This window comes from Enterobacter cloacae complex sp. FDA-CDC-AR_0132, assembly GCF_003010695.1.
Taxonomy (GTDB): domain Bacteria; phylum Pseudomonadota; class Gammaproteobacteria; order Enterobacterales; family Enterobacteriaceae; genus Enterobacter; species Enterobacter ludwigii.
Genome location: NZ_CP027618.1, coordinates 4,681,941 through 4,698,982, shown reverse-complemented (window position 1 = coordinate 4,698,982; position 17,042 = coordinate 4,681,941). Strand labels below are relative to the sequence as shown.

Here is a 17,042-nt window from a genome sequence, read left to right as displayed (position 1 = left end):
GACCTTCGCCCTCCACCTGTGTTACACCTGCGGGAAAATCAGCTCCAGTGCCTGGAGTGAGTCTTCCCAGTCGGCGCGTTCAAAAATACCTTGTTGCAGAAACGCCTCCAGCTGCGGCCACAGGCTAATCGCTTTGTCGAGCATCGGGTCGCTGCCTTTGGCATACGCCCCCACGCTCACCAGATCGCGGTTGCGCTGGAAGCTGGAGAGGAGTTGTTTGAAGTTACGCACGCGGGCGTAGTGCTTCTCTGTGATCAATGCCGTCATTGCACGGCTGATTGATGCTTCGATATCAATTGCCGGGTAGTGACCGGCTTCGGCCAGACGGCGCGATAACACAATATGACCGTCGAGGATCGCACGCGCGGAGTCGGCAATCGGGTCCTGCTGGTCATCGCCTTCGGTCAGAACCGTATAAAAAGCGGTGATTGAGCCGCCGCCGCTGATGCCGTTTCCTGCACGTTCGACCAGCGCCGGGAGCTTGGCAAAGACCGAAGGCGGATAACCTTTGGTCGCCGGAGGTTCTCCGATGGCGAGAGCGATTTCACGCTGCGCCATCGCATAGCGGGTCAGGGAGTCCATAATCAGCAGCACGTGCTGGCCGCGGTCACGGAAATCTTCCGCGATACGGGTGGCATACGCAGCACCCTGCATACGCAGTAACGGTGAGACATCCGCCGGTGCGGCGATGACCACCGAGCGGGCACGGCCTTCTGCACCGAGAATATTTTCAATAAAGTCTTTTACTTCGCGACCACGTTCACCGATCAGACCCACGACGATGACATCGGCCTGGGTGTAGCGTGCCATCATGCCAAGCAGGACGGATTTGCCCACTCCTGAGCCGGCAAACAGGCCCATACGCTGCCCGCGGCCTACGGTCAGCAGGGCGTTAATCGGGCGTACGCCGGTGTCGAGGACATGTTCGATGGCGGTACGCTGAAGGGGGTTAAACGGCTGGGTGATCAGCGCGCCGGTTTCGGTGGTATCCGGCGAGGGCAGGCCGTCCAGCGGTTTACCGCTTCCGTCCAGAACGCGGCCAAGCAGGGCAGGGCCAAGCGGGAGCTGTTTCCCGCTTTGCAGTCCATCGCCGCTGATGTTTTTCGCATACACGCGCGCACCGGGCAGAATACCTTCAACTTCTTCAAGGGGCATCAGGAACAGGCGTTGGCCGTTAAAACCGACGACTTCGCTCTCAACTTCACGCGTCTCTTGTCCATCCTGACGCTCAATCACGCAGGTGGCTCCCAGCGGAAGCTGCAGGCCAGTGGCTTCCAGCACCAGGCCGGTGGCCCGCGTGAGTCGTCCGTAACGGCGAACGGACGGCAGCTGCGTCATCTTCGCTTCAAAATTATCGAGCGTGTTGAGCCAGCGGGTGAGGCGTGCAGTCATCAGACGACTCCCGGTGCTGCCAGGCGGCACAGTTCCTGCCAGCGGGTCGCAACGCTGGCATCCAGGTCACCTTCATCGGCAGAGACCTTGCAGCCTCCGTGATGCAGCGACGGGTCGCCGCGCAGACGCCAGCCGTGCAGGCTCAGCGTGGCGCCCAGACTCTCTTCCACGCGCTGGAGGTCGTCCGGATGAACGCGCAGCTGCGGTTTCCCACTGAACAGCGGCTCCTGCTGAAGCAGACCCTGAATTTGTTTAATCAGCGCGGTGTTGTCCACCGCCGGCGCGTGGCCGATCACCTGACGGGCGGCTTCCAGCGCCATCTGCATCAGCCTTGAGGCAATGACGCTGTCCAGCGCATCCAGCGTGTGCTGAAACTCGCTGACCAGCTGCTGCATACGGGCGTGAAGCGGAGCCTGTTGCTGGCGCGCCTGTTCAATGCCGTGTTCTAACCCTTTGGCCAGACCTTCCTGATACCCCTGATCGTGGCCTTTCTGGCGTCCTTCGTTCAGGCCAGCCGTGTAGCCCTGCTCATGGGCCTGCATCTGCAGCTGGGCCAGCATCTGCGCGCGCTGCTCTTCTTCGCTCAGCTCAGGCTGCTCGACATCCGGGTCGCCCTCTTCGGGCGACAGCACGGCGGGTGTGAACTCTGACAGGGGAGGCGCCAGATCGTCGGGCGTCCAGCGCTTCCACGGCAGTTCATTAGACATAGGTGTCGTCTCCGCTGCCAATCACCATCTCGCCGGTTTCCGCCAGACGACGAACGATAAGCAGGATGGCTTTCTGTTCGTTTTCCACCTGAGACAGACGGACCGGGCCACGGTTGGCAAGGTCGTCGCGCAGGATATCTGCCGCACGCTGAGACATGTTGCGCAGGAACTTCTCGCGCAGCGGCTGCTCGGCACCTTTGAGGGCGATAAGCAGCGACTCGGAGTCCACTTCCTGGAGCAGGCGCTGGATGCTGCGATCGTCCACTTCGACCAGGTTTTCGAACAGGAACATCTCGTCGATAATTTTCTGTGCCAGCTCGCCGTCGAATTCGCGAACGGCGGTAATGACCGCTTCTTCCTGCTGCGTTTTCATCAGGTTGATGATCTCTGCCGCCGTTCTCACGCCGCCCATTTTGCTGCGCTTGAGGTTCTGGCCATCGAGCAGGTTGTTCAGCACTTCGGTCAGCTCCGCCAGCGCGGCTGGCTGGACACCACCGAAGGTCGCGATACGCAGCATCACATCGTGACGCAGGCGCTCTTCGAACAACGCCAGAATATCGGCCGCCTGGCCACGTTTCAGGTGGACAAGAATGGTGGCGATAATCTGCGGGTGCTCGTCGCGGATAAGGTCGGCGGCACTCTGCGGCTCCATAAAGTTGAGCGTCTCGATACCGCTGGCGGTATCGCGCGTTTCCAGAATGTCTTCCAGCAGGCTGGCAGCACGCTCTTCGCCCAGCGCCTTGACCAGCACGGAGCGCAGATAGTCGTTGGCGTTGACGTTGAGCGCGGCAAACTGTTCGGCTTCCTGCTCAAATTCAGACAGCACTTCCGTCAGCTGTTTGTTAGAGATCTGGCGTACGTTTGCCATTGCCGCACTGAGAATCTGTACTTCGCGCTGGGAGAGGTGTTTGAACACCTCGGCCGCACGGTCTTCGCCAATGGTCATCAGCAGGATGACGCTTTTATCGGTGCCTGAAAGCGTGTTACTCATGTTCGTTACCCATCCACTGGCGGATGACCAGCGCCACGACGCGCGGATCGTTATCTGACATTTCGCGAATGCGCTGGCTCATGACCTCGGCGCCCATACGCTGGTTAGCACGGCGTTGCTGCATCTGTTCGTCTTTGCTGAGACGAACTTCAACCGCATCTTCCACTTCCTGACGGGTACTGACCTGTTCGCGCGCCGCTTTTTCAGCTTCAGCACGACGCTGGAGCTGAGGACGAATGCCCTTACGCCACAGCAGCCACGCGACAATCAGAACCAGCAGCCAGCGACCTGCGGACAGCAGCTGATCGATAAACGCCTGCTGTTGCCAGAACGGCAGTTCGCCACCTGACTCTTCAACCGAGTTGAACGGTGAGTTCACCACGTTGAGCGTGTCGCCGCGCTTCTCGGAGTAACCCATCGCTTCACGGGTCAGGTCTTCAATCTGTTTCATCTGCTCGGCGGTCAACGGCAACGGCTTGCCATCCGCCAGCGTTTTGTAGTTCACCACCACCGCAACCGACAGACGCTGTACATCGCCCACGTTCAGTTTGGTGTGGCGGATGGTACGGTCCACTTCGTAGTTGGTGGTTTCGTTACGACTGCTGGTACGCGGACCGGCGGTGCTGGCTGTTGATGTGGTCTGCTGATTCGTTTGCTGACCGTTCTGCTGATTAGCCGGTGGCGTTGAGATTGGTGCCGCGTTAGCCGGTGCTGGCTGGTTAGACAGTGCACCCGGCACACCGCCTGGGTAAGCGCCGCCAACCTGTTCGTTTTCATTGACCTGACGAGAGCGCATTACCGCCTGAGCCGGGTTGCCATTCGGGCTGTATTGCTCTTCGGTCTGTTCTTTATTAGAGAAGTCAATCTGCGCGGTAACCTGCGCATGCACGTTGCTGTTACCGACGACCGGGCCAAGGATGGCTTCGATGCGACGCTGCACGCGACCTTCCACATCCGCGGCATATTTCAGCTGCGCGTCATTCAGATCGCGGCCTGCGGTATTGGACTGGGTCAGCAGATGACCACTTTGATCAACCAGCGTCACGTTACCCGGCGGGAGACCGGCAACGGCGCTGGAGACCAGATGGGTCACCGCGCTGATTTGTCCTTCATCCATTGCACGGCCAGGCTGGAGGTTAACGGTGACGGAGGCCGACGGGGATTTCTGCTCGCGGACAAACAGGGAGGGTTTAGGCATGGCCAGGTGCACACGGGCACTCTTCACCGGACCCAATGTTTCAATCGTACGGGCCAGCTCACCTTCCAGCGCACGCTGGTAGTTCACCTGCTCGCTGAACTGACTGATACCGAATTTTTCCTGATCCAGCAGTTCAAAACCTACCGCACCGCCCTTTGGCAGTCCCTGTTGCGCCAGGCGCAGACGAAGTTCGTGCACCTTATCAGCCGGTACCTCCAGCGCACCGCCGTTATCCGCAAAGCGATAAGGGATGTTCATCTGGGTAAGCTGGGTGACGATGGCACCGCCATCCTGATCGGAAAGGTTACTGTAAAGCGTGCGGTAATCAGGGCTTTTCGCCCACAAGACCATCGCTACAAGGATCGCAATTGCGGCAGCGCCTGCCACGATCAACGGGATTTTAGGATTCGCGCGAAGGCGGTTCATCCACTCGAGTGATTTATTTTGTGGCGCTGTCGATGCTGTTGCACTCATTGCGCACCTCTTAAATCCTGGTGGTTTACGTTATTCGTGTAGAGAAACAAAACTGACTCCCGGGTCGGCAAACACGACAAAAGTTCCATATTGATGGCCCTGCCATTATTTGATGATTCAGGATTTTCTATGCGTCAAATAACCTGGTTTTTTCACGCTATTTACCGCCATTATCTTATTGACAAGCTGTTAGTCTTGACCCCGTAAAAAACCATTCAGGGGAGAGTCATGGCTATACAGGGTATTGAAGGGGTGATCAGTCAGTTGCAGGCAACGGCGATGACGGCCCGTAATCAGAATGTGGCAGAACAACCGAGCATCAGTTTTGCAGGACAACTGCACGCCGCGCTTGACCGTATCAGCGATACCCAGACCGCCGCACGTACACAGGCGGAGAAGTTCACCCTCGGCGAGCCGGGCGTGGCACTGAATGATGTGATGACCGATTTGCAAAAAGCCTCGGTTTCCCTGCAGATGGGGATTCAGGTGCGTAATAAGCTTGTGTCTGCTTATCAGGAAGTGATGGGGATGCAAGTTTAAGCCCCGTCGATCTTCGCTGGCAGCCCAAGCGCTTTAATGCCACAATATTTTTTTCTTCGAATGCAGGAAAGATGATGAAAAAAATAGCAATTGCTGGCGCGCTGCTGGCACTGACCGGGTGCGTTCAGGTGGATAACTATCAGGAAGTGATCAAACACCCCGTCCCGGCGCATCTGGCAGGGTACTGGCAGTCAAAAGGGCCGCAGAGCAAAATGGTGAGCCCAGAGGCGATTGCCACGCTGGTGGTGACGGAGGAGGGCGATACGCTGGACTGCCGTCAGTGGCAGCGCGTGATCGCTGTACCGGGTAAAATCATGCTGCGTTCAGACAGTTATTATAACGTCACCCGCAAGCTGGATATTTATCCGCTGGAGCGCGATGGTTCTGTTCTTGAGTATGATGGTATGGAGCTACAGAAGGTCGATCGCCCGACGGTAGAGTGCGCAGATTATCTGAGCAAAAATCCGCTTGAGAGTAAACTTCCGTAGTGCATGTTGCCGGGTGGCAGCTTCGCCTGACCCGGCATTCAATTCACGTCAGATGCTTTTACAACTACAACGCATCCTCAATCACCCACACACTGACGCTTCCACCTTTGCAGGTAAAGGTACCTTCGCCATCCGCTGCGGTAATGACCGTTTCTTCGCGATTGCCGAGAAAATCACGCCACGTTTTGTTGCCGTAGTTTTCACCCAGACAAATCACTTTCTCGCCGTCATCGCCATTCGACATCACCACCACACAGCCAGGATCGTCTTCGGTGCCGCTGCGGCTGAAGGCGATACAGTTTGGGTGATCGAAGAACAGCGTCTGCACGCCGTGGGCAAAACGCTGGCGGGCGAGGATCAGCTCGTGAAGCTGCTCGATGACCGGCATATCAATATGGTAGGTTTCGCCGTCACCGCCCGTATCGTCATAGCTGGCACCGAATAAATCCGGATAAAAGACGCTGGGCACTCCGTTTTCACGCAGCAGGATCAGGGCATAGGCCAGCGGTTTAAACCACGCTTCAACCGGCGCTTCCAGCGCCTGCAAAGGCTGAGTATCATGGTTGGCAACCAGAGTTACCGCATGGAACGGATCGGCTTCGACCAGGGTGCCGGTAAAGATTTGGCTCATGTCGTATTCCCGACCCTTGCGCGATGCTTCGTGGAATTTCATCTGCAGGGGGGCATCGAACAGCATCGTCTTTCCATCGACCTGGTCAATATAGGCCTGCAGTTTATCCACTTCGTGGGACCAGTATTCCGCCACGATAAACAACGGTTGCGTTGCAACTTCCTGAACGTGCTCAATCCACTCCTTATAAAACCAGGCGGGAATGTGTTTGACGGCGTCCAGACGAAAACCGTCACAGCCAGTTTGTTCCATGACCCAGCGGGCCCAGTATTTGATCTCCTCAGTGACAGCATGGTTGCGAAAATCAATGTTTTCGCCCATCAGATAATCAAAATTACCCATCTCATCATCAACCTGGTCGTTCCAGCCTTCACCGGTGTAGTCGTTGACGATTTTAAAAATGCCGTCTTCATCGGGGTTTTCAATATGGTCGACGCCGCTGAAGCATTTGTAATCCCAGATAAACTGCGAATATTGCCCGGCACGGGCAGGGAAGGTGTAGCGTGTCCAGGCTTCACACTCAATGATCTCATCGTCGATCTGCGTGCGATCCTGTTCGTTGACGCGCTGAACGCGGACGGGTTCTTTCTCGTCTGCGCCCATTTTGTGGTTAACCACCACGTCAAGAAGGACGGCGATCTCATTACTTTTGAGTGCGTCGATAGCCTCCAGCAGCTGAGCTTTGTCACCGTACTTGGTGGCGACGCTGCCTTTCTGGTCAAACTCACCGAGGTCGAAGAGATCGTAAGTGTCGTATCCGACCGAGTACCCGCCGGATGCGCCTTTACAGGCTGGCGGCAACCAGATCATATTGATGCCGATTTCGTTAAGATTGGGGGCTAACGCCGTGACCTCTCGCCACAATTCACCGCCCGCAGGGTAATACCAGTGAAAACATTGTAACAGGGTGGGGTTTTTCATCGTCCGTGCTCCAGAAGCCGTTTGGCAGACTTCTGGAGTATGGATCAAGAATCGCTAATGTGAATTAATGATTCATCTCTCCGGGAAATAATATGTTGCCTGACAACTTCCCGTAGGTAACGTTAACGTTTTTTTGCTTGTTGGTTTGGGCAATAAGACCGCTCAACTCACTCATTCTTTCCTGCAACAAATCCTTGAGGAGGAGTTCATTCTGCAGCACCTGATTCAGTATCACCATCGCCTGATCCTGGATGTGTTTGCTGTCGGGTGGAAAAGGAGTCGTGCTGATCTCTTCAACCAGCGAAACGTATGCAACCTCCTGTTCGATGAGCTCATCCCATTTCCCGGATTGAGCAAGGCTCAGCATTGTATTGCTAAGCGCATAAAGAGCATGCCACTTTTTAAGGGATAAGCTGGAGTCGTTCATTAAAGTTAATCCTGCTTGGGAGTATAACCCGGGCCGATTTGCTTCCAGGCGTCGGAAATATTGAGCAGCAGAGCCTCGACTTCGGTAATAGCTTCGATGTCATTGCGCAGATTGGCATGTAACAAACGGCGTACCATATAGTCGTAAAGCGCAGAAAGGTTGCGGGGGAGTTCTCCTCCCACATCCATATTTAACCCAGCCTTAAGGCCATTTTCGATAATATTAATGGCCTTAGACAGGGCCTCTCCTTTTGCCGGGATGTCCCCCTGCTCGAGGAAAAGGCGCGCCCGGATAAGCGCGCTATGGATACCGTCGAACAACATGACAACCAACTGGTGCGGGCTGGCACTCAAGACAGCAGATTCAAGACCTACCTGCTGATAGGCTTGTACACCAGATTTGCTATACATATCGTTTCCTTTCTTACTTACTGCTGAACTGTTGGGTCAAATAAGTGGCCGTACCATTGAATTTAGTGACCAGCTTATCTAAATCGTTAAATTGCTTTTTATAGCGCGCCATCGTGGCTTCAATCGTCAACTCCATCGCGTCATAACGTTTACCGATGGATTTGAGCGTGGCGTTAATACCGTCCTTCGCATTCTGAATGACGCCTTCTTTACCTACAGAGGTGCTCAGCATGTCAGTCAGCGTATTGTTCATCTGGGTGGCGAAACCGGTGGTTTTACCATCCCCGACAAAATAGGCCTGAGCGCCAGCCGGGTCATCCGTGAGGATCTTGGTTAATTTCTTATCATCAATTTTCAGGTTGCCAACCGCGCCGTCCGCGCCTTTGACCGGGTCCTGTGTGATGCCAAGTTGGGCCATAATGGCATAGGAACCGCTCTGCACATTGGTCAATAAAGCACGCAGATCGGATTGTACTCCGCGGATAGTACTGTCACCCATCAGTACGCCGTTATTCGAAGACTGGGCGGTTGCACCCACCGCAGGTGGCTCATATTTCGTCAATGAGGCAATGGTGGACTGCAGAGAGTTATAGGCAGTTACCCATTCTGTAATGGCTTTTTTGTTATCGTCTGTAGAGCGGGTTACGGTCAGGGTTTCATCGGCCGTGCTCTGCGCTTTCAGGGTTAATGTTACCCCTGGAATGGCGTCAGTGATGGTGTTGGTCTGGCGGACAATCTGGATACCGTTGACGTTAACGACGGCATTTTGTGATTTTACCTGTTCGGTAAGTGCGCCACTGCCAATGATGCCTTTCAGCGTATCGTCGCCGGTCACTGTTACCGTCATATCAGAATCGGTACCGGTGGTTTTGGAGGTCAGCATCAGACGATAGTCGCCATCATCCGCTTTCACCACACTTGCCGAGACACCGCCGTTGGCAGCATTAATGGCTTTAGCGATCCCGTTCAGGGAGGTATCGCCATCGGCCAGGGTTACCGTCAGTGGTTTACTGTCAGCGCCTGCCTGGGTAATGGTAATGGTTCGGCTGTTGGTGCCCGTGGTGCCACCTAACTGCTTAGTATTGCTGTCGATAGTGCCTGGCGTGGTCGTCAGCACCTGGCCTTTAGCAATCTTGCTGACGTTGACTGTCACATCACCAACGTTAGCGCCGGAGGTACTGATAGCCGAAAATGCAGTATTGGTGCTGCTAATGGAGGTTGAGTTCCACGTATCTGTTTTTGCGAGCTTAGCAGCTGCGGTTTGCAGATTCGTCAGGGCGCTTTGTAATTTGCCGTAACCGGTAATCTGCGCGTCGTAGGTGGTTTTTTGCTTGGCAATAGCCGTCAATTTTGTTTCTTCTGCTGCCTGCAGCTTATCGTACAGATCTGACAGGCCGGGCATGCCCACCCCGAGATTACTGATAGTCGCCATGTAGTGTTCCTTCTTAATGGATGTTTCAGTCGTTTATCGGCCCGTTCGACGAAAAGTTTACGGCAAGCTTAAAAAATATATCGCTGAATAAGCGACCTAAATGACGCGTTTTAAATCAACAGGGTGCATGACGAAGAAATATACCGAAGAGAATAAGACGGTGATTTTTTGCGTTAATCTTTTATTCATCATGCACTCTGTAGCCGCTTTGGTGTAAAATAAATCTTTATAAAACAAATAATTAAATATTTTCTTCGATATTTTCTAAAGTCTGCTGTTCGAGCGTCGATAACCTTGTTGACGGTGAGAGACGCCGTGAGTGTTAGGCACCGACCCTAGAAACCATTTTTGAAGGAATTAAAATTATGTCAGTTATCAATACTAACCTGTTGTCCCTGACCACTCAGAACAACCTGAACAAATCTCAGTCTTCTCTGGGCACCGCTATTGAGCGTCTGTCTTCTGGTCTGCGTATCAACAGCTCTAAAGATGATGCTGCGGGTCAGGCGATTGCAAACCGTATGAACTCTCAGATTAAAGGGATGACTCAGGCTGCTCGTAACGCCAACGACGGTATCTCTCTGGTTCAGACCGCTGAAGGTAACCTGAACGAGATCAACTCCAACTTACAGCGTATCCGTGAGCTGGCTGTTCAGGCTGCGAACGATACTAACGGTACCACTGACTACACCTCAATCAGCACTGAAATTACTCAGCGTCTGGGTGAAATCGACCGTATCGCTGGCGCTGCTAACTTCAACGGCAAAAAACTGCTGGACGGTAGCCAGACTGCTTCTCTGAACATCCAGGTTGGCGCAGGTACTGGTGCAACTGATAGCATCGCTATCACCACTGGCGCACTGATTGATGCTAAAGCTACCAGCCTCGACACTGGCCTGACCGGTACTATCACCGATAACAGCACTGCTAAAGCTTTCATCACTGCAGCTGACAACGCTATCTCTAAAATTGATACCGCTCGTTCTAACATGGGTGCGATTCAGAACCGTTTCGAATCTACCATTAACAACCTGAACAACTCTATCACTAACCTGTCTGCTGCTCAGTCTCGTATCCAGGATGCTGACTACGCAACTGAAGTATCTAACATGTCCCGCGCGCAGATCCTGCAGCAGGCTGGTACTTCCGTGCTGTCTCAGGCAAACCAGGTTCCACAGGCGATGCTGTCCCTGCTGCGTTAATAGACGCACTATCTTTAAAAAAGGTTGCTGGAAACAGCAGCCTTTTTTTTCACTATTTTTCCGTAAAATCACCGGATCGTAATCTGTAAAATAAGGCTGCATTTAGCAGCGTTTTCCCGCCATCACCCCCCGAAACACAGTGTTACTCTGCCTAAAATCTCCTTTTCCGGTCGTCTGACGACAGTTTACCGAAGAGTTATAAGATGAGTGAATTCGCACGTAGCCGGGCTATGCGTCAGTTTTATCGGAATGTGTTTACCCGATTCATTGATCTGCCAGAAGCAGATGTTATGCCCGCCAACATCACGGCCGAAATTTTCAGTTTTAAAAGCACTAATTTCACTGCGCTCGAACCCATGATTCGTGTGGCCGAAACGGGACTGGATGCTGAAAAGGATACGGCTTTAAAAGACATGCTATGTGCCATCGTGCTGGCAAACACCGCACTGGATGAGTCCGTCATTGGCGAAAAACAGACTCTTTCTGCCGAGATGAGTACCCAACTGACAGAATATATTGTGTCGGCGTTAAAAGCCGATGACAACATTCACTATCTTGTCGCCGCCATTCAGCTTCTGTTCCGCGTCAATGAAATCAGCTCAGCGTTATTTTTAATTAACAACAACCTTTCGCTGGTCAGCAATTCGGCACCTGTGCTGAAAATCCTGCTGTTGATCTGTTTAATGGAAAATGATTTCAACCAGGCGATGGTTGTTATCCAGGCTCTGACGGCAGACGCTGCATTAATCGGCGAAGATCCTATGGCCCTGTTGATGATTACCTGCGGCATCTACAGGCTGGGGGGCATACCCGATTCGTACATCGATTTTCGATCGCTTCATGTGAGCGAGCATGCGGTGGAAAATCAATCCTACGATTACTGGATCGCAAAAAGCACAGCTGCCAAAACAACGGTGCTAGTCACGTGCGACAGCGAGGATTATTTCGAGCACGCTGTGCCGATGCTCTATTCACTCTATGAGACCAATCGCGACGTCCTTGATGTGCACGTGCATCTAATTAACGGCAATGATGATGTTAAACATAGCCTGATGACCCTTCGCGAACAGCTACCTGAGCTCAACCTCTCTGCAAGCCATGAGCAAATAACCCGTAATGAGGACATGTCGGTAGTCCGTGCTGCACGTCGCATCGTTTTCCTGCACCACGCACTGCAGGCGTTTAACACTCCCATTATTGCCATTAACCCTAATGTGCTGGTGCGTAAGCCGTGGTGTGAGCCAGAAACGGCGCTGTTGCTCCTGCAAACCGAATCCTCACCTTTCTGGGAAGAGGTTTTTGCCGGTTTTATTTACGCAAAACCCGGCGGCGTAGCGCAACGATATTTCGACCGCGTTGTGCCGTTCATCCATACCAACCTCGCCAGCGGCAATCATGCGCCTGGTCTGGAGCAAGTCGCACTCTTTTCCTGTCTGGACACGCTCTCGCCAGAAGACCGTCTGGCGATCGCGCGTGCCGAGCGTAGCGGAATACTCGATAGCCAGTCGGGTGAGGAGGCGTTCTGTTGGGTTGCAAGGAACACAGCAGGCCCATACCAGGAATATAAATCGTCGCTTATTCGCACGTATCAACGCTGAAGCATTTGCCCTGTGACCGTAAGAACAGAATCTGGAAAAAACGTGACGACACAGTACCCCTATTATCGGGTCAGCCCCGAGACCATTCATGCCACTGCGGTGCTTAATCATCTGACCACGCCACTGCCAGCGTTTGCCCGTGTCATGGAGATTGGCTGTGGTTCAGCAACGCGTCTGATTATGCACGCCTGGGCGCATCCTGAGAGTATCGCTCTGGGTATCGATATTGACGAAGAGGCGATCGTGAAGGGGCAGAAGTTTGCTGCCGAACTGGGATGTCATAACGTTGAACTGTTTGCTGCAGGATTAGGGGATTTGCTCGCCGCGGATCCGGGTGAGTTAGATTACATCATTATTCATCAGACCTTTGCTTTTCTTGGAAAAAGCGAACGGGAAGCGTTGCTGACATGGTGCCAGGCGCATTTATCTGCCAACGGCGTTATCGCCATTAAGTGGTCAGTACTGCCTGGCAGCATAGCGCGCATAACGTTGGGTGAAGCGTTACGGTTCCATCTTGATCGCGCAGAAGAGGGCAGCGACCTGCTGGCATCAGCCCGCGCCATGCTGAGCTTTATGTTGCTCACGCTGGAAGAGGGTTCGCTGAAAAATGAAGTCCTTCTCGCTGAAGAAATGGATGATAACGCGCTAATTCTGGCCTATTTAAGCCCGAGTGACGGGGCATGCACCCTCGGGGATTTTAACGCGCAGGCTGAACTCGCCGGTCTGCAGTTCCTGGGCGATTTGCTGCCACAGTCGGAACTGGGAAGCTTCTATAGTCCGAGAATCGAACAGTTACTGGGTGCCGTCAGCGACGGGGCAAGCAGAACCTTGTCGCAGCAATATCTTGATTACGCCGTTCAACGCGAAGAACGCTTTTCCTTGCTGTGCCACCTAAATCGCCTCTCGCCGCCGGTTCACCCGGATCTGAACCTCCTGAGAAACCTGCACTGGGCCGGAAGCTTTATGCCGATCGAACTGGATTCTGCAAAAGCGCCCCGCGTGTTCAGAAATAATAATGGACGGATCATGCGTACCGACAATGCCATTATTATCAGGATCATGGAGTTGTTGGGCAATGCCTGGCCTATGTCCTTAAGTTTCGAACAGCTTGTGCTCAATTGCCGGGCTCCTGAAACGCATGAGGATTATCAGGAGACGGTGTGGGAAGCATTAAAAACGCTGTTTATGACCTGTGCTGACGGATTTTTCTGGAGTGCCACCCCCGGGGCATACAACGCTGCGCAAAATGATGAACTGGCACCGGTAGGGTTGCTACCACCAGCGTGTCCTGCGAACGATGTAAGCATCATGAACCTGTGGGGAGAGTGGGTTTCATTGACACCTGCTGAGTGGAATTATTTGCGCTTCGAAATGGGGCATGCCGGGCAGACGAACTGGGAACTCTACTCTTCATTGAAAATTAAAGGGTTGCTAACCGGCTCGCCTGAGGCCTGGAAAAAGCAACTGCAGTGTTTTCTGCGTGCAGGCATGCTCGACGTACTGAAATCGCAACTTTCTCTGTTGTTGTTGCTTAGTGTCGATCAACAGCAGGGCGGAATGCTTATCAAGAGCAATGCCGAACCCGTATTAGCCGACCCGGACGTGGACGCTATCTACGAGCGCGCAAACAGCCTTATCCAAAAAGGCCGTTCTAAAGAAGCCCGCGAGTATGCTCGTGATTTAATGGAAAAAAATCCAGACAATATTCACGTCCTTCGCTGCTATTCAAAAACATGCGTGCTGACTTCCGCCTGGGATGACGCGCTGGCGTCGCTTTGTAAACTGATGGGCTATTATTTCTCGAGCCTTGATATCTATTATGATCTTGCCACGGTGTTGCAGCGCAAGCGTGAATTCTACGGTTCACGGCAAATTGTCCGCACCTTGCTTCGTCTGAATAATAAAAATATTGATTACTGGCTAAGTCTGGCATCGCTGCATCATGCCTATGGCGATATGGCACTAGCGGAAAAATGCTGCAGGGAGATTATGCGCTTCCAGCACCCGGGGCCCAGTTCACTTGGGCTCACTGGGATTGTATTGAGTGACAACCATAAAATGGCAGAAGCGCGCTATTTTATGGAAAAGGCCGTAGAGCTTAGCAATTATAATTTCGGCTACTTCAGTAACTTACTGTTTGTAATGAGCCACGACGCTAGCGTAACGGCCGAGACGTTGCTGGAAAAGCACCTTGAATACGGCCGCCGCGCAGCAACCTGGGCAACAGAGAGCGGGGTAAAACTGGTTCTCAATAATTCCAGAGAACCTCAGCGTAAGCTTCGACTTGGCTTTGTTTCAGGCGATTTGCGTAAGCATCCGGTGGCGAATTTTCTTCTGCCTTATTGGGATGCCATCAATCGTGAACAGTATGATTTGGTGGCCTATAGCACCCTGTTCCTTGAAGAAGATGACACGTATTGTCACCTTCGCCAGAGCGCAACGCTATGGCGTCAGGTTGATGCTATCAGCGATATTGAACTGGCGAAACTGATAGCTGAAGACGGGATTGATATTCTGTTCGATTTATCGGGTCATACAGCCTACAACCGATTGCCTGTTTTCGCGTTGCGTCCGGCTCCGATTCAGATCACATGGATAGGTTATCCGGGCACGACGGGTCTGAAAGAGATGGACTATATACTTCTTTCGGCGAGCCTGGCGCAGTCTCAGGAGCTTGAAAAACAGCTGGTGGAAAACGCGATGTTCGTTGCGACACGCAAGAGTTTCGAACCTCATCCTCTCAGTCCGGACATCAATCCATTACCTGCGCTGCGTAACGGTTATATTACCTTTGCCAGTTTTAACCGCTCTAAAAAAATTAACGATCAGGTGCTGAATGCATGGGCATCTATTTTGACGGGTTACCCTGAAGCCAGGCTGTTAATCGGTAACATGACTGATGCCGAAATGATTTCGGCCATGACAAAACGCCTGCAACAGCGCGGAATTTCTCGCGACAGATTGCTCTTCCGGGGACTCGTGGAAATGGATGAGTACCTCACGATGCACCATGAGATTGATATTTTACTTGATGCATTCCCTTATAGCGGTGGAACGACGACGCATCATGGCGCCTGGATGGGCGTCCCGACAATCACCATGAATGGCCCGACCATACCATGTCAGCAGGGCGTCGATATTATGCGTTCTTATAGACTGGAGCAGTTTATTGCGATTGATGAGGAAGATTATATTTCCAGAGCAATCGCCTGGGGGCAACGTATTCCAGAACTTGCTGAAATCCGACTGGGGATGCGAGACAGGATCCCCGTAGACCACGTGCCAGATTTTAATATTGCAGAAAACTTTGAACGGGCGCTGCGTGAAGCGTGGGGAATTTATTGTCGGGGAGAAGAGCCGCATGCGTTTCTCATCACTGAACAGCATTCCTGACTCGCAAGGGTTAACTAAGCCGGCCATGTGGGCAAAATTTAACGGTATCATTACCGAGGTAGGATATGAGTAAAATTTACGTAACCAGTCCATTCTTGCCCCCTCTGGAAGAGTTTATCCCTTATCTGGAGCAAATCTGGCAAAATAAAACTCTGACAAACGGCGGACCATTTCATCAGCAGCTGGAACAGGCTCTGGCGGAATATCTGGGTGTAAAGCACCTTTCGCTTTTTGCAAACGGAACGCTGGCGCTGCTGACGGCATTTCAGGCGTTGCGCCTGACTGGCGAGGTGATCACCACGCCGTATTCCTTTGTTGCGACCTCGCATAGCTTATTGTGGAACGGATTAACGCCGGTCTTCGCTGATATCGATCCCCAAACCTATAATATTAATCCGGATCGCATTGAAGAATTAATTACGCCTAACACCACCGCAATTTTGCCTGTTCATTGTTATGGGATTCCCTGTGACATCGATAAAATTCAGAAAATTGCAGATGTGTACGGTTTGCGGGTTATTTATGACGCAGCACATGCATTTAATGTCCGCAAAAACGATATAAGCATTTTAAATCACGGTGATTTATCCGTACTCAGCTTCCATGCCACCAAAGTCTTTAACACCTTTGAGGGCGGGGCCATTATAAGTCACGATCTCAAAACCAAACAGCGCATCGATTACCTTAAGAATTTTGGCTTTGCTGGTGAAACCCGCATCGTGGCTCCTGGCATTAACGCCAAAATGAATGAGGTGGAAGCTGCATTCGGTCTTCTGCAGCTTAAACATATTGATAAAGCACTGGACGAAAGAAAGGCGATTTATCAACGCTACTGTGAAATGTTAGACGGGCTGGAAGGATTAACGTTTGTCGACGTACCCGACGATGTGAGCTGGAACCACGCCTATTTCCCGGTGCTCATCGAACCGCATTTCGGGATGAGTCGTGATGGGGTATATGAGTTATTTAAAGCGGATGCCATTCTGACGCGTCGCTATTTCTACCCGCTCATTAGTTCATTTGCCATGTACAGAGGTTTCCCTACTTCGGCGGAAGAACATCTGCCCGTTGCGAATGATATCGCCGGAAAGGTGCTGTGCTTGCCGATTTATCCAGGAATGACGCTGGAAGAACAGGATCGGGTCGTGAATGCTCTGAAGCGTGCTTCCCTGGTAGGACAGGCGCAGGGTAACGAACCGACGCCAGTCACGGAGATTGCGGTATGAGCATGATGCCTA

General features: G+C 52.7%; 14 protein-coding genes. 6 read left to right on the top strand and 8 right to left on the bottom strand.

Going from position 1 to position 17,042, the window contains the following annotated elements:
• Positions 1 to 21: 21 nt before the first annotated feature.
• From fliI to fliF, 4 genes are read right to left on the bottom strand one after another with little or no spacing between them, the layout of a single operon-like run.
• Complete coding sequence (gene fliI, locus AM379_RS22835; protein WP_032678467.1) at positions 22 to 1,392, bottom strand: flagellar protein export ATPase FliI; 1,371 nt, start codon at positions 1,390 to 1,392, stop codon at positions 22 to 24.
• Entirely contained in the window at positions 1,392 to 2,099 is a 708-nt protein-coding gene (fliH, locus tag AM379_RS22830; RefSeq protein WP_032678466.1) for a flagellar assembly protein FliH, read from the bottom strand. The genes fliI and fliH overlap by 1 nt, the downstream gene beginning before the upstream one ends.
• Entirely contained in the window at positions 2,092 to 3,090 is a 999-nt protein-coding gene (fliG, locus tag AM379_RS22825; protein WP_014170730.1) for a flagellar motor switch protein FliG, read from the bottom strand. Before fliG ends, fliH begins: the two co-directional genes overlap by 8 nt.
• Positions 3,083 to 4,762 carry a flagellar basal-body MS-ring/collar protein FliF gene (fliF, locus tag AM379_RS22820; RefSeq protein ID WP_014170729.1) on the bottom strand — a complete coding sequence of 560 codons (1,680 nt, stop codon included), beginning with the start codon at positions 4,760 to 4,762 and terminating at the stop codon, positions 3,083 to 3,085. The genes fliG and fliF overlap by 8 nt, the downstream gene beginning before the upstream one ends.
• 228 nt (positions 4,763 to 4,990) lie before the next feature.
• Here fliF and fliE point away from each other — a divergent pair, with 228 nt between their 5' ends.
• Positions 4,991 to 5,302 carry a flagellar hook-basal body complex protein FliE gene (fliE, locus tag AM379_RS22815; RefSeq protein WP_014170728.1) on the top strand — a complete coding sequence of 104 codons (312 nt, stop codon included), beginning with the start codon at positions 4,991 to 4,993 and terminating at the stop codon, positions 5,300 to 5,302.
• Between the two features lie 74 nt (positions 5,303 to 5,376).
• On the top strand, positions 5,377 to 5,790 hold the full coding sequence (yedD, locus tag AM379_RS22810; protein WP_020883340.1) for a lipoprotein YedD: 414 nt from the start codon (positions 5,377 to 5,379) through the stop codon (positions 5,788 to 5,790).
• A gap of 64 nt (positions 5,791 to 5,854) precedes the next feature.
• Here the strand turns inward: yedD and amyA are convergent, their stop codons facing one another.
• The 4 genes from amyA to fliD all read right to left on the bottom strand — a co-directional run bounded on the left by amyA (position 5,855) and on the right by fliD (position 9,611).
• Positions 5,855 to 7,342, bottom strand: coding sequence for an alpha-amylase (gene amyA / locus AM379_RS22805; RefSeq protein WP_106504294.1), 1,488 nt, complete (start codon positions 7,340 to 7,342; stop codon positions 5,855 to 5,857).
• Positions 7,343 to 7,406: 64 nt separating this feature from the next.
• The gene (gene fliT / locus AM379_RS22800) at positions 7,407 to 7,769 is read right to left on the bottom strand and encodes a flagella biosynthesis regulatory protein FliT (RefSeq protein ID WP_014170725.1); all 363 of its coding nucleotides are present in this window, start codon (positions 7,767 to 7,769) and stop codon (positions 7,407 to 7,409) included.
• Positions 7,770 to 7,774: 5 nt separating this feature from the next.
• Complete coding sequence (gene fliS, locus AM379_RS22795) at positions 7,775 to 8,179, bottom strand: flagellar export chaperone FliS (protein WP_014170724.1); 405 nt, start codon at positions 8,177 to 8,179, stop codon at positions 7,775 to 7,777.
• Between the two features lie 13 nt (positions 8,180 to 8,192).
• On the bottom strand, positions 8,193 to 9,611 hold the full coding sequence (fliD, locus tag AM379_RS22790) for a flagellar filament capping protein FliD (RefSeq protein ID WP_032678463.1): 1,419 nt from the start codon (positions 9,609 to 9,611) through the stop codon (positions 8,193 to 8,195).
• A gap of 365 nt (positions 9,612 to 9,976) precedes the next feature.
• Here fliD and AM379_RS22785 point away from each other — a divergent pair, with 365 nt between their 5' ends.
• From AM379_RS22785 to AM379_RS22770, 4 genes are all read left to right on the top strand, one after another.
• Positions 9,977 to 10,813, top strand: coding sequence for a flagellin N-terminal helical domain-containing protein (locus tag AM379_RS22785; protein ID WP_020883343.1), 837 nt, complete (start codon positions 9,977 to 9,979; stop codon positions 10,811 to 10,813).
• 203 nt (positions 10,814 to 11,016) lie between these two features.
• Positions 11,017 to 12,411: a hypothetical protein gene (locus AM379_RS22780; RefSeq protein WP_014170720.1), complete on the top strand. Its 1,395-nt coding sequence runs from the start codon at positions 11,017 to 11,019 to the stop codon at positions 12,409 to 12,411.
• 144 nt (positions 12,412 to 12,555) lie between these two features.
• Positions 12,556 to 15,804, top strand: a complete 3,249-nt coding sequence (locus tag AM379_RS22775) for a bifunctional class I SAM-dependent methyltransferase/glycosyltransferase (RefSeq protein ID WP_236900314.1) — start codon at positions 12,556 to 12,558, stop codon at positions 15,802 to 15,804.
• A 65-nt stretch (positions 15,805 to 15,869) separates the two neighbouring features.
• Positions 15,870 to 17,030 carry a DegT/DnrJ/EryC1/StrS family aminotransferase gene (locus AM379_RS22770; RefSeq protein WP_032678461.1) on the top strand — a complete coding sequence of 387 codons (1,161 nt, stop codon included), beginning with the start codon at positions 15,870 to 15,872 and terminating at the stop codon, positions 17,028 to 17,030.
• Positions 17,031 to 17,042: the final 12 nt, after the last annotated feature.